This is a genomic window from Okeania sp. KiyG1 (assembly GCF_014132355.1).
Classification (GTDB): domain Bacteria; phylum Cyanobacteriota; class Cyanobacteriia; order Cyanobacteriales; family Microcoleaceae; genus Okeania.
The window spans coordinates 16,067-35,451 of record NZ_BLZO01000032.1; the positions used below are offsets into that span (position 1 = coordinate 16,067).

At 34.5% G+C, this 19,385-nt stretch carries 15 protein-coding genes and 1 pseudogene; 14 read left to right on the forward strand and 2 right to left on the reverse strand.

Translation table 11 applies throughout. From position 1 onward, the window contains the following. The first annotated feature begins 93 nt into the window (after nucleotides 1-93). Nucleotides 94-240, forward strand: a complete 147-nt coding sequence (locus SAGCYANO_RS44115) for a CpcT/CpeT family chromophore lyase (RefSeq protein WP_255502467.1) — start codon at nucleotides 94-96, stop codon at nucleotides 238-240. Between the two features lie 999 nt (nucleotides 241-1,239). On the opposite strand, the gene SAGCYANO_RS04810 is transcribed toward SAGCYANO_RS44115, so the two are convergent. Then, nucleotides 1,240-1,614, reverse strand: coding sequence for an STAS domain-containing protein (locus SAGCYANO_RS04810; protein WP_202219031.1), 375 nt, complete (start codon nucleotides 1,612-1,614; stop codon nucleotides 1,240-1,242). Between the two features lie 59 nt (nucleotides 1,615-1,673). Continuing rightward, nucleotides 1,674-2,717, reverse strand: coding sequence for an oxygen-dependent coproporphyrinogen oxidase (hemF, locus tag SAGCYANO_RS04815; protein WP_202219032.1), 1,044 nt, complete (start codon nucleotides 2,715-2,717; stop codon nucleotides 1,674-1,676). 1,006 nt (nucleotides 2,718-3,723) lie between these two features. Here hemF and SAGCYANO_RS04820 point away from each other — a divergent pair. The 13 genes and pseudogenes from SAGCYANO_RS04820 (at nucleotide 3,724) to recG (ending at nucleotide 19,273) form a co-directional block, all read left to right on the forward strand. Continuing rightward, nucleotides 3,724-4,794, forward strand: coding sequence for an Mrp/NBP35 family ATP-binding protein (locus SAGCYANO_RS04820; protein WP_202219033.1), 1,071 nt, complete (start codon nucleotides 3,724-3,726; stop codon nucleotides 4,792-4,794). Nucleotides 4,795-4,942: 148 nt separating this feature from the next. After that, nucleotides 4,943-5,137 (forward strand): NAD(P)H dehydrogenase subunit NdhS, encoded by a 195-nt coding sequence (locus SAGCYANO_RS04825; protein WP_202219034.1) that lies wholly within the window; start codon nucleotides 4,943-4,945, stop codon nucleotides 5,135-5,137. 1,236 nt (nucleotides 5,138-6,373) lie between these two features. Next, nucleotides 6,374-7,039, forward strand: coding sequence for an HAS-barrel domain-containing protein (locus SAGCYANO_RS04830; RefSeq protein ID WP_202219035.1), 666 nt, complete (start codon nucleotides 6,374-6,376; stop codon nucleotides 7,037-7,039). Nucleotides 7,040-7,422: 383 nt separating this feature from the next. Continuing rightward, entirely contained in the window at nucleotides 7,423-8,274 is an 852-nt protein-coding gene (locus tag SAGCYANO_RS04835) for a glycosyltransferase family 39 protein (RefSeq protein WP_202219036.1), read from the forward strand. A gap of 1,075 nt (nucleotides 8,275-9,349) precedes the next feature. Continuing rightward, nucleotides 9,350-10,171 carry a 30S ribosomal protein S2 gene (rpsB, locus tag SAGCYANO_RS04840; RefSeq protein ID WP_202219037.1) on the forward strand — a complete coding sequence of 274 codons (822 nt, stop codon included), beginning with the start codon at nucleotides 9,350-9,352 and terminating at the stop codon, nucleotides 10,169-10,171. A gap of 384 nt (nucleotides 10,172-10,555) precedes the next feature. Beyond that, on the forward strand, nucleotides 10,556-10,723 hold the full coding sequence (locus SAGCYANO_RS04845; RefSeq protein ID WP_202219038.1) for a hypothetical protein: 168 nt from the start codon (nucleotides 10,556-10,558) through the stop codon (nucleotides 10,721-10,723). Between the two features lie 707 nt (nucleotides 10,724-11,430). Next, nucleotides 11,431-12,090, forward strand: coding sequence for a translation elongation factor Ts (tsf, locus tag SAGCYANO_RS04850; protein WP_202219039.1), 660 nt, complete (start codon nucleotides 11,431-11,433; stop codon nucleotides 12,088-12,090). Between the two features lie 220 nt (nucleotides 12,091-12,310). Further along, a complete protein-coding gene (locus SAGCYANO_RS04855) occupies nucleotides 12,311-13,303 on the forward strand; it encodes a hypothetical protein (RefSeq protein WP_202219040.1) in 993 nt (330 codons plus the stop codon). 1,745 nt (nucleotides 13,304-15,048) lie between these two features. Continuing rightward, nucleotides 15,049-15,207, forward strand: coding sequence for a hypothetical protein (locus tag SAGCYANO_RS04860; protein WP_202219041.1), 159 nt, complete (start codon nucleotides 15,049-15,051; stop codon nucleotides 15,205-15,207). A 213-nt stretch (nucleotides 15,208-15,420) separates the two neighbouring features. Next, the gene (locus SAGCYANO_RS04865; protein ID WP_202219042.1) at nucleotides 15,421-15,579 is read left to right on the forward strand and encodes a hypothetical protein; all 159 of its coding nucleotides are present in this window, start codon (nucleotides 15,421-15,423) and stop codon (nucleotides 15,577-15,579) included. Between the two features lie 91 nt (nucleotides 15,580-15,670). Continuing rightward, on the forward strand, nucleotides 15,671-15,829 hold the full coding sequence (locus tag SAGCYANO_RS04870; RefSeq protein WP_202219043.1) for a hypothetical protein: 159 nt from the start codon (nucleotides 15,671-15,673) through the stop codon (nucleotides 15,827-15,829). 464 nt (nucleotides 15,830-16,293) lie between these two features. Next, complete coding sequence (locus SAGCYANO_RS04875) at nucleotides 16,294-16,452, forward strand: hypothetical protein (protein ID WP_202219044.1); 159 nt, start codon at nucleotides 16,294-16,296, stop codon at nucleotides 16,450-16,452. A 336-nt stretch (nucleotides 16,453-16,788) separates the two neighbouring features. Next, nucleotides 16,789-19,273 (forward strand): annotated as a pseudogene (recG, locus tag SAGCYANO_RS04880) (ATP-dependent DNA helicase RecG). Nucleotides 19,274-19,385 lie beyond the last annotated feature (112 nt).

Consider the following 19,385-nt stretch of genomic DNA (forward strand, 5'->3'; position numbering starts at 1 on the left):
GTCAGTCTGTGGAGCGACTGTAAGACCGAAAAGAGGCTCGACCTTGGAGGCTGGTGCATTGAAGCAGAAAGGCCTAATCAGCGATGGTTAGGAATCCCGCGCTGTACCGTCAGGTCAGCGTCGGGAGGATGTCAAGACAAAGGTATAGATCCGCAAACTGGTCAAGGTATTTGGGGTGCTTTAATGGGACCGTACAAATTTATGAAATGTTGTAGCTTTAGTTCAGAACTGATTTTATAAGTATTGCAGTGACATACTCCCACGCCAACCTTAAGGTATGGCGTGGGCTTCTCGTTTCTCAGTCCCGGTACCCCGTCGGACTCCACGAAGCTTTAACAACGGAATGCCCTACCGCCCTATTTTTAATATTTATTGCTGCATTTCCTACGGAATGCTCCGCAAACAAATCGCGGTCAATAATAACACAGCAATTGGCACAAGAATGAGTTCTTTCTGGTAATTTTTTGGGGACTTTTTAACCACAATTTGAACAATTTTGGCTCTGTTTTTGAGGATTCACAACTATAGTCTTCACCTCCAGCATTTTCAGCTTTGACAATTAAAATAGTTAGAAATTGTCCCCATCCAGTTGATTTCCCAAGTTTTAGGCTTGATTTCTGCTAGAATAACAGAAATTTTTAGATAATGGTGAAAAACTCCAGAATGGTATTGTAAATCAATTGGACATCGAATCCAATTGATTTACCACCGATTCATCTCACGCCAATTTTTCAAATATGGCGTGAGTCTCAAGGGCGATGTAGCTAAAATAATTACAATTTACGATAACTAACTTACAATAATCTTGTCAGCTATATGCTTTTACTGTATTGTGACTGGTCTTGTTGACTACTCCCCGCAACTGTTGCCGAGGGGATTCTAAGTTGATACTACGCAACACCGATAAATCCTTGTTGCTTCGTTTCTCATGATTCTGACCAAAGATTATATGTTCTTTGGGGACGATGATCATTGTGCCCCTACACAGTCGGCTTAAGTCTAAACTTAGCTTTCTGCTTACTTTTGTTTAAACGTTTGTACATCCAGATACATAGCACCGGACAACTAAAGTTGTCTAGTCTAAACGACTCGCTTGTTTTCATCCCCCGGTTAAAACACGGAGGTTTTCAACGTCGCTTTTCGGTAATCCCATTTCAATCTAATTTGAATTTATTAAAGTAAGGATTCTGCTGGACAGTTTGTTCAGATATAAAATTGATTAGTCCTACTTTAGTACTATTAAGCTCTGTTACTTTCATGAACTTCATCATAATTAAGAGCTTCTTCTTCTGTTTCAAAAATCTCAAACACAGAATCCATCATAGTTACTTCAAATACCAGTTTAGCTTCTGGATGAACACTACAAATGCGGAAACTACCCTTAACTTTGTCAGCATCTCGCATCCCTGCTACCAGAGATGTAAGTCCAGAACTATCAATAAAGTTAACCTGACCTAAATTGACTACTACATGACGACTCAGTTTAGAGATACATTCCTGCAACTTGAGGCGAAACTGCCAAGCTGTTGTGATATCCAAACGTCCAGTTGGTGCTAGAACGATGACTGTTGTGCCGGCCGGAGTTTTGTGGGTTTTTTGCTCAATATGAATCACTGACCCTTCCCTCGGGATGATATTAGTTATGGTGGTTGCCCATCTGACTGTAGTTTAACTTAGACTAAGTGGGTATTTGGTGTCCAGTTAGCCCAATCATAAGGTTTTAAGAATACTTCATACAGTTGAGCTTCTGGTGTATTGGGTTCTGGACTGTAGCCATATTCCCAGCGAACCAAAGGTGGTAAAGACATCAAAATTGATTCTGTACGTCCATTAGTTTGCAATCCAAAAATTGTACCTCTGTCATATACTAGATTAAATTCAACATAACGGCCACGTCGGTAAAGCTGAAAGTTACGTTCCCGATCGCCATACTCTGTGGGTTGCCGTCGCTCTACTATTGGAGTATAAGCTGGCAAGAATGATTTACCACAATCTTGTACAAACTTGAACAAAGACTCCCAATTACGAGTTTCAGGAACTCCTAACTGCTGACTATAGATTGCTGCTGGTCCTTGGCTGTCTGGACCTTTGTATAATTCTCCTTGACCATCTTGATAATCAAAGAAGATACCTCCTACACCTCGCATTTCTTGACGATGCTTTAAGTAAAAATACTCATCACACCATCTTTTAAATACAGGATAATACTCTTTATTGCTTTTGTCACAGGCTGCTTTAATAGTTTGATGAAAGTGATTTGCGTCTTCAGCATAGGGATAGTAAGGTGTTAAATCTATACCTCCACCAAACCACCATACAGGTCCTGCTTCAAAATATCGATAATTAAGATGAACTGTTGGTACATAAGGACTTTTAGGATGCAGTACCATTGATGTCCCTGTCGCATAGAAACCATGACCTTCGGCTTCTGGTCTTTGTGCTAGTATACTTGGTGGTAGTTTGTCTCCCCACACTTCTGAAAAATTCACTCCTCCCTGTTCAAAAACCGCACCGTCTCTAATTACGCGAGACCTTCCTCCACCACCACCTGGACGTTCCCAACTGTCTTCTTTGAATTTGCCTATTCCATCTAATTGCTCCAGTCCTTGACAAATTTCGTCTTGTAGGTCCTGCATAAATTTACTGACTCGACCTTGGGTACTACTCATTGATAGAGATAGAGATGTTGTTTTTTTGGTTTCAGTGGAAGCTGTCATAGGTACAATATATGTCTCAAATTGGCTAAAAATTATAAATATCTTTCCAGGCTTTTTATCCTACCACGTTCTTGATCGTCTAGTAAAATTTTCCTGTTTGTTCCAGCTTTTCTTGAGTAAATCCACCTATCTTGTCATATAGCAATTCCCAAGAAGTGTGAGGTACAACCATTCGTTGGTTTTAGGGAACAGGGAACAGGGAACAGGGAATAGAATACAAATCTAAAAAATAGAAAGAAAAGAATAGGTGTACCTCATTAGACTGAGACACCCTATAGATATATCAAGTACTCAACTATGATTCTTAATTACTGAATTAGTCTTGCCTATTAATTTACATCTAAATTATATGATTATGATATGGTAGACCTTAATTTACTTATGAATTACCAAAATTTTATAGCTAGTTATTCTAGTTATTATTGATTCTTTAATACTAATTATTAAATTTAATTTTTAATCTCATCGATAATCATTTATGTAGACTACCTAAATTGTATTAATTTTTTGGGTTAAAGTTAACTATTTTTAACAAAAACATCAAATTAATAATGAATTAACTTAATTATTAGACATCTCCAATAGCCAAAAATAAAGTCAATTATCGCACTCCTGATTAATCTAATCAAATTTTTCCCCCTACTGGACTGTTTCATCTAAAATAGTGCGTTAATTTTTGGTTGTGGCAAGACAAGGAAGACAAGGAAGACAAGGAAGACAAGGGAGAAAAATCTATTGCAACATTTAAGATGAAACAGTCCACTAGACTGACACAGCTAAAAATGTGCATTAGAAAATGGGGGGTGGGGGAATTTAATGACGGGGTGATGGGGTGATTATCAAAAAGGCTAATGCACTATTTAAGGTGTGTCATTCCACTACTCCCTACTCGCTACTCCCTATTTTCTGGAGATGTCTATTAGTAATTAAGTCCAGAAAGTGTTTAACATTACTTTGTAAATAACAGATATAATCTAAGAAAATTTTAATTTTTGCAGAATACTATATGTCCACTATACCCGATACTCAATCTATTTTAGATGTTTTACGACCAGTACAAGACCCCGAACTACAAAAGAGTTTGGTAGAACTAAATATGATTCGCAATATTAAAGTTAATGATGGACAAGTTGAGTTCACTTTAGTATTGACAACTCCAGCTTGTCCATTACGAGAATTTATTGTCGAAGACTGTCAAAAAGCTGTCAAGCAACTACCCGGGGTTAAGGAAGTAATAGTAGATGTCACAGCAGAGACTCCTCAGCAGAAAACTATACCTGACCGCCAAGGTATTGATGGAGTGAAAAATATTATTGCTGTTTCTAGTGGTAAAGGTGGAGTGGGTAAAAGCACAGTAGCAGTGAATGTAGCTGTGGCATTAGCTCAAATGGGCGCTAAAGTGGGTTTGATTGATGCTGATATTTATGGTCCTAACGACCCAACGATGTTAGGTCTAGCAGATGCTAAAGTTATGGTACAAGCAGGACAATCTGGAGAAGTCCTGGAACCAGCTTTTAATCATGGAGTAAAGTTGGTTTCTATGGCTTTTTTAATTGATAAAGATCAACCTGTAATTTGGCGTGGTCCAATGTTGAATGGAATTATCCGACAATTTTTGTACCAAGTGCAATGGGGCGATTTAGATTATTTGTTGGTAGACTTGCCTCCTGGTACTGGTGATGCTCAATTAACATTAGCTCAAGCTGTTCCTATGTCTGGAGTGGTAATTGTGACTACACCTCAAACAGTGGCATTATTGGACTCTCGCAAAGGTCTAAAAATGTTTCAGCAGTTAGGGGTTTCTGTGTTAGGAATAGTTGAAAATATGAGTTATTTTGTCCCTCCAGATATGCCAGAGAAAAAGTATGACATTTTTGGTTCTGGTGGTGGTCAAAGAACAGCGGAGGAATTAGGTGTACCACTACTTGGAGGTGTTCCTTTGGAAATGCCTGTTAGAGAAGGTGGAGATAATGGAGTTCCTATTGTAGTTGGCGCTCCTAACTCTAGTTCTGCTCAAGAGTTGAAAGCGATCGCTCAAAAAATTGCTGGTAGAGTTTCTGTTGTGGCCTTGGCTTAACGAAGTCAGAAGTCAGAAGTCAGAAGTCAGAAGTTATTTTTGCAACTTAGGGGAGTGTCGGGAGGATGTCAAATATGCCAAAAATATTACAATAAAACAGCTTTCAATTTCCTAAAATTAAGAAAATTTTTGATAGGAGTAGAAAACTATGATTTTACCTGGTGTAGCAGTTCGAGTTAAAAATATTAGTGATACTTATTATGGATTTCAAGGACAAGTTCAACGAGTAAGTGATGGTAAAGCTGCTGTATTATTTGAAGGTGGAAATTGGGACAAATTAGTAACATTTAGACTCTCAGAATTAGAGTTAGTAGATGCAACGGCAGGTCGCAAGAAAAAATAATTCAGTTAGTAAATAGTAGATGGTTTTTTATAGCTGAATAATTCAGGTTTAAAGTCTTTGATGTCAACAATAAATAAAGACAAAAATTCTGGTTACCAACTCTATAATTTTCAGGAGAGGTAATTATTAATTGTTGAAATAAATCAAGAATTGTGTGAGGTTTTGGGTTAAATATTATAGCGGTTTTCACTCATGTTGACTACAAAGATTCTGCCCTCTGTCTTTAAGCCAAAATCTCTGTGTTCTATGAAACATGAAAACCGCTATAATTATCTACCACCTACAACTTACAATAGGCAACATACGACCTTCTTAAATACTTTGAGATAAGTTAGTAACATTTAGACTTTCAGAATTAGAGTTAGTATAGTAGTCGCCACTATAGTTAGGACATCGGTTCATTAATTGATAATGGATAATGGATAATGGATAATTGATAATTACCTCTGGTTAAAACCGCTCTTGATTGAATATAAGGAAATATTATTTCTTTTCTTGCTCGATTGGATATGGCGAGGTCTCCTCGCCATCCCTCGACCGCTTTTTCCCCTTAAAAGGAGGCTTCAAGGCGCGAATTATTTAATTATTAATTATTAATTATTCGGTAATTATGATGATTTATGACGGGAGTAATATGCATGATTTTATGACGCGAGCAAGATGCTCGTACTAATTGTCAAACACCAACCTGGGGGTTGCTATAGATGCTACGGCAGGTAACAAGAAAAATAATTTATCTAGTCAATAGTAGATGGTTTTTTATAGCCAAATAATTCAGGTTTAAAGTCTTTGATGTCAACAATAAATAAAGACAAAAAATTATGCTTACCAACTCTATAATTTTAAGGAGAGGTAATTATTAATTGTTGAAAAAATCAAGAATAGTATGAGGTTTTAAGTGAAATATTAATTATCTACCAACTAAAACCTACAACTTACCGAATAATTAAGGTTTAAAGCCTCTCCTTTCAAGGATAAGCAAGAAAAAATTTTCCTTTGAGTCAATCCTCTCCTTTTCAAGGATAGGTAATAATTATTAACTATTAACTGGAGAGTACAAAGTCCTGTCAAAAAAGGATTTGTTTTGAAAAGTGAAAGTCTTACGGGAAAAGGCTTGAAGTAATTACAGCTCTGAATAAAGAGTTTTTAACCTTTAGATCGCTGAAAGCGTTAGCTAGCAATAGTTATTCCAAGAACTTTGTACTGTCTAATTATTAATTATTAATTATCTACATTATGCGTCTTCCTTTACCCCAGTTTGCTAATACAAATCGCCAGAATAATTACATAGCTGAAGTAATAGAAACAGCAACAACAGAATTTTTGGCTCAATGTTTAGAACCAGAAGAGTTAGATTTTCCGATGATGCCTGCTTTTGGTACTTGGGTAAAATCTAAGGATGAACAATCAGGAAATGAGATTTATGGAGTGGTTTATTATGCAACTACTTTACCTATTGATTCAGTACATAGAGCAAGAGCTTTGGGAATGTCTTTAGCTCAGTTACGGGAACAACAACCACAAATTTTTGCTATGTTGAAGACAGAATTTAGGGCAGCAATAGTAGGTTTTAAATCTCAAGAAGAATTAAATGGTTCTACTGCAGAAAATGACAGAATTTACCAATATCTTCCACCACGTCCACCTCAAATTCATCAAGCAGTTTATTTATGTGAACCAGAAGAAATAATTAGGTTTAGTGAAAAGTTAGATTTTTTGCGGACTTTATTACAGTTATTTAATGCTCCTGTTGATGCTTTAGTAGCTGCTACTATTAGAGAGATTTATCAACTGAGAAAAGCAGACCGTAATTGGTTAGTTCAGGCAGGTAGAAATATGAGTGTTTTGTTGAGAGATGATTATGACCGTTTAAAAATAATATTAGGGCAAATACATCCTTAAGAAGGAAGAAGGAAGAAGAAAGAAGGAATAAGGAAGAGGGAAGAAGGAAGAGGGAAGAAGGCTGAAAGGAAGAAAAAAACTTAAATTTCTTTCTTATATATTCATGGTTGGGCTTACACCAACGCACCCCAAAAGACATGATATTAAAAGTCAAATAACTAAAGTAAATACAGAGTCATTTCGGATAAAATTTATAACTCAAAAATGATGATTAAACGAAAAGTATTTTACATATCCTTGCTTCTACTGTATCTAGTACTAGCAATTATAATAGTACCTATGATTGTTCCCTTAAAGGAGGAATTCCAACTCAATTTTGATGAAGGACTTCAATTAATGAAGGCTTCACTTTATATGGAAGGTGACTCACCGCATATCGAAATTTGGAGCGATTATCCTTTCATTTTTACAGCAATACTTTCATTCTGGTTCAGCATAGTTGGGAAATCTGTTTTTTCGCGCGCCTTTTGACCGTAACTTTCTCGGCATTACTAATATGGTTTTTCTTTGAAACTATTCGTATTTCTTTAGGAATATTGCCTGCTCTTATTGGAGCAATATCATTGGCTGCTTCATCAGGGTTTATTAGATTTAGTAGTACTGTTATGATCGGAATTCCTTCATTATCTTTAACCGTAATTTCTATCTATTTTTTATTTCTGTACAAAAGAAGTCAGCAAAAATATTTATTGATTATTTCCGGTGTTCTTTTTGCATTGTCTTTAAAAATTAAATTTTTTACAGTTTTTTTAAGCCCAATAATTTTACTTTTTATCCTTGATATCAAGAAAATTAATTTTGAATCAAATCAGAAGCTAAGAAGTAAATTGATTTACCCTTTATTACTTTGGATAATAAGTTTAGTTGTTATTTTCTTGATTGTTTCATTATTATTTAATGAGTTAAGCTACGATCAGCTTTTTGGTACTCATTTTGGAGGGGAGATTAAAACGGCATTCGTCAAAGATGGTTTTGAAAGGCTAAGTAAAGTGATCATCAATAAAGATTACGATCTATTTTATTTAGCTATTTTCGGTATATTAGTAGTTTTTGTCAGGCATCAATGGGAAGGTCTATTTCCAGTTGCATGGCTAGGAACAGGAACATTGCTTCTTTTAAATCATAGACCAGTATGGCCACATCATTATTGTCTCATTGCTATTCCTATGGCTTGGTTGGCAGCTTATGCATCTGTTCCATTATTTGACTTTTTCACCAACGAGAATTTAGATTAAGAAATTATTTTTGGGCAAGTATTTCATTAATTTTAATGATATTTGCATTATTGACATTAAAACCTAAAGTTTCAAAAGATATTCCTAGTCTTCAAAAAACTATGAATCACAATTTGCAGTTATAAATCGTTTAATAGAACATAAAAGTTCAACAAAATGGCTATTTACAGATGTTCCAATTTATGGTTTTTATGCAGATTTACTTGTTCCTCCGGAAATTGCGGTGTTCTCTACTAAGCGCATAAAGACAGGCCAACTGAGTCAAGATGAAATATATGAATTACTTGTAAAATACCGCCCTGAACAAATTTTAATCGGTAGATTTAAAGGTTTTATATATACATCCAGCGATGTTGACTCATACATAAATAAATTCTATTCAAAAAGCAATGATATTTCTGTTGTTGATCACTATGTTTTAAAGTCTTTAAAATAAGCTTTTTAATTTGCCAAGCAACCATTAAGTTTTTTCAGATTGGAATGTTAGTAGTATTGGTAGGAATATATATGACATCAAATTCGGTGGAATTGGAAATAAAAAAAAATCTCCAATCGTTATTTCAGTTATCAGTTATTAGTTACCGAATAGTTACCGAAAAATTCTGGTCTAAAGCCTCTCCTTTAAAGGAGAAACAAGAAAAAAATTTTCATGATTAGTTAATCCTATCCGTTTTCAAGGAGAGGTAATTGTTAATTATTAATTATTAATTGTTGAACAGTACCTCTGCAATAAGGAACCTTGACATAAGGAATATTCTCTTTTCTCTTGGTCGATTAAATATGGCGAGGTTTCCTAGCCATCTCTCGACCGCTTTTTATCCCCTTGAAAGGGGAGACTTGAGACCAAAGTTTTTCGGTCATAACTACACTTATCAAAGTGATTATCTGTACTCCTGATTCCTGATTCCTGACTCCTAAAGACTTAACCATTCCATAACTGTTTAACTGGATTTGATATGATACACTAGAAAAGTTGTCTAAAATCGCACATCTGGGTAGTCGGGTGTTCTGTAGATTAAAAATCTATGAGAATGCACCTGGATGGAGGATTAAACCCGAATAGGAGATTATAATTATGCCAGTTGTTAGTTTGGCTCAATTGTTAGAGTCAGGAGTCCACTTTGGGCATCAGACCCGTCGCTGGAATCCAAGAATGTCCCAGTATATTTTTACAGAGCGTAACGGCGTTCATATTATCGACCTTGTTCAGACAGCTCAATTAATGGAAGAAGCTTATGACTATATCAGAACTTCCTCTGAACAAGGAAAAAAATTCTTATTTGTTGGTACGAAGCGTCAAGCTGCTGGTATTATCGCTCAAGAGGCTAGTAGATGTGGAGCTTATTATATTAACCAACGTTGGTTGGGTGGGATGCTCACTAACTGGACTACTATTAAAACTCGGGTAGAAAGACTCAAGGACTTAGAGCGTCGTGAAGCAAATGGGGCACTAGATTTACTCCCGAAAAAAGAAGCTTCGGTTCTCCGTCGTGAAATGGCTAAGTTACAAAAATATCTGGGGGGTATTAAAAATATGCGTCGCTTGCCAGATGGGGTTGTAATGGTAGACCAGCGACGAGAGTATAATGCTGTTCAAGAATGTCAGAAGTTGGATATTCCTATAGTTTCTTTGTTGGATACGAATTGTGACCCGACTCAAGTTGATATTCCAATTCCAGCTAATGATGATGCTATTCGCTCAATCAAACTTATAGTAGGTAAGTTGGCTGATGCTATCTATGAAGGTCGTCATGGTCAACTAGAAACTCTGGATCAAGAAGATTATGATAGCTATGAAGAATATGAAGAAGATTATGATTATGATGGAGCGGAAGAAGAATTTAATGTAAGTGATGATGAGGAAGAGTCATCAGTAGAAAATAATGAAGAAGAATAAAAAATTCTAGGTAAGCATTCAGCCGTCAGTTATTAGCTATCAGCTATTAATTCTGAGTATAGGTAAAAGCAACTTTTAAAATTTAAAAAGAATAAAAAGTTACTGTTATGGGTCCTGGGACCAAACCTTAGAAGTAATTATTCATTACTAATTGCTGAAGAGCGTAGTTCCTCCGGAGGAGGCTAGCTGACTGCTGATATCTGTTTGCGCAGCATTCCGCAGGAAATGCTTAGAATTCTAGTAATATTGTTGAGTAGTATGAGGTGGCGGTAAATACAGAAGGGAAAAACTTATCTAAAGTTCATCAAACTTACTCATAACTATAGCTATCAAACTAAAATGAGTAAGTCTATCCATTGAGTCGTTATCAGTTACAATTAAGATATGAAGCTAGTTGAACGTCATGTTATTACCAAATCACATAATTTGTGGTTAGAAATTGACCAAAAGGCTTTTTTGTCAAAAAATCTGTTCAATTTAGCTAATTATTATTATCGCCAATATTTCTTTGAAAACAAAAAGAAATTAAATTTTAATGATAAGTTTAGTTGAGCGGTTTTTAGGGGTAAAATACAGGTTCAATAATTAAGAATTTAGAATTACCTCTTCTTATAATTAAAAGGATTGGTTAAATTTTTTTTTCTCTTCTTTCTCCATGAATGGAGAGGCTTTATATCTGAATTTTGCGGTAAATTTTTTCTAAAAAGCTTATCTTAAATTAAGAAGCTAAAGTAGGATTAATTCCTAAATAATAAAGTTGTATTGACTTCTCACCCGACTAAAGTACGGGTGATTCTAAGCAGTTCCATCCGAATCGGTTTAAAAACACGATTCTGAAAAGCTACTAGCTGTCACTGGACTTGATTAAATTTTTTCCAGTGGTGGTAGCTCATATACCACCTACAGACCCAAAGTGTGCTGACTCCGAATGTCGCATACATCGCCCTTACTTTTGTCTGACTTTCAGAGTGGTTTTACACTTATGAGTGAGCTATAAATCCCTATCCTTGCTGCCTGCTTGTCTGTGCCAAGCGTCTTGGTAGAACTATGCTACTAGTTTCTTCCCGACAGGAGTTTCACCCCTACTAGCAAAGAGTCTATGGGACAAACCTTGTTCCTACTTACATCTATTAGTATTATCCCACATTTTTGGGATACTTGGGAATAAATTCCCACAACTTGTTTTGATCCAAGAGCTAAAGCCACTTGGCTTTCAACTGCACGTTTTTTTTGTAAAGTTAAATTGGAGAATAAAAAATATGCCGGAAATATCTGCAAAGTTAGTTCAAGAATTGCGTAAAGCAACAGGCGCAGGCATGATGGACTGCAAAAAAGCTCTCGAGCAAAATAATGGTGATATTACTAAGGCTACAGAATGGCTAAGACAAAAAGGTATTGCTTCGGCAGGAAAACTTGAGGGTAAAGTAGCAGCAGAAGGACTGGTTGAAAGTTATATTCATACAGGTAGCAGAATTGGCGTTTTAGTAGAAGTAAATTGTCAGACAGATTTTGTTGCCCGGAATGAGGCATTCAAAGAGTTAGTGAAAAATATTGCTATGCAAATAGCAGCTTGTCCACAGGTAGAATATATTTCAGTTGATGATATTCCTAGGGAATTTGTGGAGAGTGAAAAATCTATAGAAATGGGTAGAGAAGACCTTAGTAATAAGCCGGAAAATATAAGGGAAAGGATAGTTCAGGGAAGAATAGAAAAGCGAGTTAAAGAATTATCGTTAATGGATCAACCTTATATTAAAGACCAAAATATCACAGTGGCAGAGTTGGTTAAAGAAACTAGCGCTCAGTTAGGTGAAAAAGTACAAGTACGTCGTTTTACACGATTTGTTTTGGGAGAGGGAATTGAGAAAAAAGAGGAGAATTTTGCTGAAGAAGTAGCAGCACAAATGGCAAAGGAATAATTGATAAATCTTGAAGAAGGAAGAAGTAAGAAAGAAGAAGGAAGAAGGAAAAAGAAAAAAGTTGATGGGGACTCAAACCCGAACAAATTCTAAACACCGTGTAGACGGTGGGGTATTAAACCTATAAGGGAAAAGATAATCAGAATTAAAAATTAAAAGTAGCAGAGATAATCTGTTTATTTTTAATTTTTAATTGTGGATAGATAGAAAATAATTTACTATGGTGGGAGCAGCAAGACAAGTAGAGGAAAAATTGAAAGAAATAGAAGTAGCGATCGCTGAAATTGCCAAGGAATTTTATGGTACTTATGAAGGTTATTTCAAAGTATTAGGTGAAGGGATAGGTCAACAATTAATTTTTGCTAGTTATCATATATGTACTCAGGGATATCCAGAAGCTTTTCTTAATTTATCGTTTTCTCAGCGACAAAAAATGCAGTCTGAGTTGCGAGATATAGCAAAATTACCAGTTAGAGAATTAGAAGAATTATTAGAACAAATTCCAGAAGAACAGGAAAATTCAGATGAGACTTCAGCACCAGAATTAATTATGAGTCTTTTGAATGAAGGAGATGGGGAGGAGCAAGAAGTAACATCTCTACTAAAAGACGAAAAGACAAATATAGAATTTGATTCTGCTGTATTATTTTCAACTAAAACATCTGATAATGAGGAGAAAAAACTGGTAGATAGGATAGAAGAAAGTCTGAATAAAATTGAAAGAGAAGAAATAGAAAATTCCCCAGAAAATATTATTGATAAATTAGAGAATTTAGAGATATTAATATCTTGGCAAGAGAATATAGAAAAGCAAATACCTGAAATCCTCAAAAAAGTTTCCGACCGGGCAAACTCCATCCTTCAAAATGCAGAAATACTACCAAATAAAATACCGAAAAAAGTTTTAGAAGCTGCGACAAAAATGGAATCAGGCGATACTCCTTTGGGTGGAAAACCTAATTTATTAAATTTATTAATTGAAGCAGAAGATCCAGAAGAGGAAAAAAAACCTAGAGTTACTAAAGTTATTGCAGTAAATCTCAGGTTATCTGAAATAGAATTTACTGATATTAATGTTAGTGCCTGGCGTAATAAAATTCGTAACCTTTTAGGAAGACTTAATCAACTGCAACGAGAATATCGTAAAAAGCAACGCGAACGAGCTGTAATAGAAGCAGAGTCAGCATGGCGTTCTAGTTGGTATGAAGAATAATGAATAATGAATAATGAATAATTAATAATTAAGAGTTGATAGTTAATAATTATTCATTCAACAATTTACGCCTTGAAGCTGACCCTTTTAAGGGGATAAAGCGGTCGAGGGATGGATGGGTTTCCTCGCCATATCCAATCGACCAAGAGAATCAAAAAAAAATCCTTTTAGTCAATCCTATCCGTTTTAAGAAGAGGTAATTATTAATTATTAATTATTAATTGTTAATTGCTGAATTAGGAGTCAGGAGTCAGGAGTCGGGAGGGAAGAAAGAAGAAGTAAAGAGGAGTAGAAGGACGAAGGTTTTTTGGTCGCTTCAGTGGAACGGAGTTCTATAAAGAATTTTTTTTCCTTGATTGAATTAAGTTTTAAACCTTATTACTTAGGAGTCAGGAGTCAGGAGTCAGGAGTCAGGAGGGAAGAAAAAAGAAGTAAAGAGGAGTAGAAGGACTAAGGTTTTTTGGCCGCTTCAGTGGAACGGAGTTCTATAAAGAATTTTTTTTTCCTTGATTGAATTAAGCTTTAAACCTTATTACTTAGGAGTCAGGAGTCAGGAGTCAGGAGTCAGGAGGGAAGAAAAAAGAAGTAAAGAGGAGTAGAAGGACGAAAGTTTTTTGGTCGCTTCAGCGAAATGGAGTTCTATAAAGAATTTTTTTTCTTTTTTCTCCTTGATTGAATTAAGCTTTAAATCTTAGTTATTCGATAAAATTTGTGGTAAATATAGCAGTCGCTATTACTGTATTTGACATATATATATAGTGCTACGCAGATAGGTTAGGATATTCCCCTGTTCCCTGTTCCCTTACAACCTAAATTTATTGTCCTAACTAAAAGACGTAGTGCTATAAAAAGCTTCAAACTCAGACAATGCAATATTTTTCTTTCCTAGATAACTAATCACCTAGATAACTAATTTCTACTATACATTAAGATTATATAGGCTAAAAATTTTCACACTAAAGTAATTTGAGGACAGAAGTAATACTAATTATCATGGATTAATTCTACAAAAAGGTAATTGGAAAATCATACCTAAAAGGAGTTTTTTCCTGAATTTTTCTTACTTCTTCATTAATTCCTTAGATAATACTAATTTTATGTGAGTTGACACAGAATTAGGTGTTAGGTGATTAGATATTGAGCGTTATACCAATTTTATGTGAGATAGTACAGAATTATAAAATTTATTAACTTGTCTATCTCGATCTACAGTCAACTCTAATTAAAAGATTATTCTATATATTAATTAGATAGATCAATGGGTTTCCTCAAAGAAAGTAAAATAAAAGAAGTCAAAAAATTTAATGCTGATATTGATTGAAGTGTGAATTTCTATAAATGAGCGACTAAGAAAATATTACATAAAATAATATCCTATGAATAACGAAAAAGAAAAGATAGACTGGGAAAGACTACAAAAAGCTTTGTCAGTATAAGTACAATATGGATTTCAAAATATCCAGGGAAAACAATATATATTTAATGAATTTATTAATTATATAGATAAATTGGTTTCCTCAAAGAAAGCAAAATAAAAGAAATAAAAAAAACTGGGCGTTGCTGAATCAAGGGATGAATCTTTTGGAACAGGTAAATCTCATCTTTAATACTTCATACTTATTTTTTATCCAAGGCTACAATTAATCCCACAAATATGCAACGCCAAAAACTGAATGCTGATATTTATTGAAGTGTGAATTTCTCTAAATGAGCGACTAAGAAAATATCACATAAAATCAGATGCTATGAATAACGAAAAAGAAAAGATAGACTGGGAAAGACTACAAAAAGCTTTGTCAGTAGAAGTACAATATAGATTTCAAAATATCCAGGGAAAACAATATATATTTAATGAATTTATTAATTATATAAATAAATGGGTTTCCTCAAAGAAAGCAAAATAAAAGAAGTCAAAAAACTGAATGCTGATATTTATTGAAGTGTGAATTTCTCTAAATGAGCGACTAATAAAATATTACAGAAATAATCTGCCATGAATAACGAAAAAGAAAAAGTAGACTAGGAAAGACTACAAAAAACTTTGTCAGTAGAAGTAGAATACGGTTTTCAAAATATCCAATGAGCGACTAAGAAAATATTACATAAAATCAGATGCTATGAATAACGAAAAAGAAAAAGTAGACTGGGAAAGACTACAAAAAACTTTGTCAGTAGAAGTAGAATACGGTTTTCAAAATATCCAGGGAAAACAATATATATTTAATGAATTTATTAATTATATAGATAAATTGGTTTCCTCAAAGAAAGCAAAATAAAAGAAGTCAAAAAACTGAATGCTGATATTTATTGAAGTGTGAATTTCTCTAAATGAGCGACTAAAAAATATTATTATATAAATAATCTGCCATGAATAACGAAAAAGAAAAGATAGACTGGGAAAGACTACAAAAAGCTTTGTCAGTAGAAGTACAATATAGATTTCAAAATATCCAGGGAAAACAATATATATTTAATGAATTTATTAATTATATAGATAAATTGGTTTCCTCAAAGAAAGCAAAATAAAAGAAGTCAAAAAACTGAATGCTGATATTTATTGAAGTATGACTTTCTCTAAATGAGCGACTAAGAAAATATTACATAAAATAATATGCTATGAATAACGAAAAAGAAAAAGTAGACTGGGAAAGACTACAAAAAACTTTGTCAGTAGAAGTAGAATACGGTTTTCAAAATATCCAATGAGCGACTAAGAAAATATTACATAAAATAATATGCTATGAATAACGAAAAAGAAAAAGTAGACTGGGAAAGACTACAAAAAACTTTGTCAGTAGAAGTAGAATACGGTTTTCAAAATATCCAGGAAAACAATTTATCTATTTAATGAATTTATTAATTAAATATATAAATGGGTTTCCTCAAAGGAAGCAAAATAAAAGAAGTCAAAAAACTGAATGCTGATATTTATTTAACTATGCTTTCTCTAAATGAGCGACTAAAAAATATTATTATATAAATAATCTGCCATGAATAACGAAAAAGAAAAGATAGACTGGGGAAGACTACAAAAAGCTTTGTCAGTAGAAGTACAATATAGATTTCAAAATATCCAGGGAAAACAATATATATTTAATGAATTTATTAATTATATAGATAAATGGGTTTCCTCAAAGAAAGCAAAATAAAAGAAGTCAAAAAACTGAATGCTGATATTTATTGAAGTATGACTTTCTATAAATGAGCGACTAATAAAATATTACAGAAATAATCTGCCATGAATAACGAAAAAGAAAAAATAGACTGGGAAAGACTACAAAAAGCCTTGTCAGTAGAAGTACAATATGGATTTCAAAATATCCAGGAAAACAATATATATTTAATGAATTTATTAATTATATAGATAAATGGGTTTCCTCAAAGAAAGCAAAATAAAAGAAGTCAAAAAACTGAATGCTGATATTTATTGAAGTATGACTTTCTATAAATGAGCGACTAATAAAATATTACAGAAATAATCTGCCATGAATAACGAAAAAGAAAAAATAGACTGGGAAAGACTACAAAAAGCCTTGTCAGTAGAAGTACAATATGGATTTCAAAATATCCAGGGAAAACAATATATATTTAATGACTTTTTAAGTATCAGTTTGAGCAAAGCACCAATAATATTACAAGGTTATCAAAATCAATTTCAGGATATATCTAATAAATTTGTCAGCTATCCAGAAATGACCAGAGAAGAGCGGCAAGAATTACTAGAAACAACTAAATATTTTTAGAAAAAATGCAGTATATATCTGAAGGAGTAAAGCCGGAAGAAACAATAAAAAAAGAGAGATTTACACCAGAAGAAAAAACTCAAGAAAGACTAAAACAGAGTTCTGTTACTCCCCAAAAATATAGCGATAAACTTGATGTAGAACAACCATTAACAGAAGTCAAAGATATTAGCAAAAGAAACAGCGATCGCCTAGCGACATTAGGATTATATACAGTACGAGAACTACTTTATTATTATCCAAGAGACCACATAGATTATGCTCGTCAAGTAAATATTCGTGACTTGGAACCTGGAGAAACTGTCACAATAATTGGCAAAGTTAAACGATTTAATTGTTTTTCTAGCCCTAAAAATAAGAAATTAACTATTCTCGAACTTACTCTCACAGATGCTACAGGTCAAATCAAAATAAGTCGCTTTTTTGCCGGACCTAGATTTAGTAATAAAGGTTGGCAAATGCAGCAGAAAAAAATCTATCCAGTCGGTGCAACAGTAGCTGTTTCAGGTTTGGTTAAAGAAAATAAATATGGGAAAAATTTAGATAACCCAGAAATAGAAGTTCTTGATAGTGAAGGCGGTCAAATTGAATCCATGAAAGTTGGTCGTTTAGTACCAGTTTATCCCTTAACAGATGGAGTAGGTGCAGATGTTGTTAGACGAGCAATATTTACGGTTTTACCAACAGCAGAACAATTGTCAGATACATTGCCTGAAGGATTACTAAATCAATATCAATTAATAGATTTAAAAATGCTATTAAAAATATTCACTTTCCTATAGATAGAGATTGTTTAGCAGCAGCTCGTCGTCGCTTAGTTTTTGATGAATTTTTCTACCTACAATTAGGATTATTAAAACGTCGGCAACTGCAAAAAAAAGTAGAAACAGGAATAGCTTTACCAACTGCAGGAAAATTAATTGAGCAATTCTATAAACTCCTGCCATTTGCGTTAACTAATGCTCAAAAAAGGGTAGTTAATGAAATACTTAATGACCTACAAAAACCTGAATCAATGAAAAGATTAGTACAAGGAGATGTAGGAGCAGGAAAAACAGTAGTAGCAGTTGTGGCGATGTTAGCAGCAATTCAAGCAGGTTATCAAGCAGCTTTAATGGCACCAACAGAAGTATTAGCAGAACAACATTATAAAAAATTAGTTGCTTGGTTTAATCTCTTACATTTACCAGTTGAACTATTAACTGGTTCGACAAAAGTAGCAAAACGCCGAGAAATTCACTCTCAACTTGAGACCGGAGAATTACCTGTATTAGTCGGTACTCATGCCCTAATTCAAGAAGCAGTAAATTTTCACAAATTAGGTTTAGTAGTAATAGATGAACAACATAGATTTGGCGTTCAACAAAGAGCAAAATTACAACAAAAAGGTGAATCTCCCCACTTTTTGGCAATGACAGCTACTCCCATTCCTAGAACTTTAGCTCTGACATTACATGGAGATTTAGATGTTAGTCAAATAGATGAATTACCACCAGGAAGACAACCAATTCAAACAACTACTTTGACTGGAAGGCAACGTAAAAAAGCTTACGATTTAATCCGCCGAGAAATAGTTCAAGGTAGACAAGTTTATATAGTTTTACCCTTAGTTGAAGAGTCAGAAAAATTGGATGTAAAATCCGCAGTTGAAGAACATCAAAAGTTAGCAGAAAAAGTTTTCCCAGAATTTCAAATAGGTTTACTTCATGGCAGAATGACAAGTTTAGAAAAAGACGAAGCAATTAGTACATTTCGGGATAATAAAACTCAGATTTTAGTATCTACAACTGTGGTGGAAGTGGGGGTTGATGTACCGAATGCCACAGTAATGTTGATTGAAAATGCAGAAAGGTTTGGTTTGTCTCAGTTACATCAGTTGCGGGGGCGAGTGGGACGTGGTGTCCATAAGTCTTATTGTTTGTTGATGAGGGGTGCGGGTTCGACAGATGCTGTGGAACGTTTGAAAGTTTTGGAGCAATCTCAGGATGGATTTTTTATTGCGGAGATGGATATGCGTTTGCGGGGTCCTGGTCAGGTTTTGGGAACGAAGCAGTCTGGGTTGCCGGATTTTGCTTTGGCCAGTTTGGTTGAGGACCAGGAGGTTTTGGAGTTGGCGCGGGGTGCTGCTTTTCGCGTGATGGAGAAGGATGAAAGTTTGAATAGTTGGCCTCTGTTGAGGAGGGAGTTGGAATGGCGGTATCAGAAGATGATGGGGGGTCGATTTTGAATTAGGAGTGTGGGGAGTAGGGGAGTAGGGGAGTAGGGGAGTAGGGGAGTGGGGGAGTGGGGAGTGGGGGAGTGGGGAGATAGACAAATAAACAGGAAATAATTAATTAATT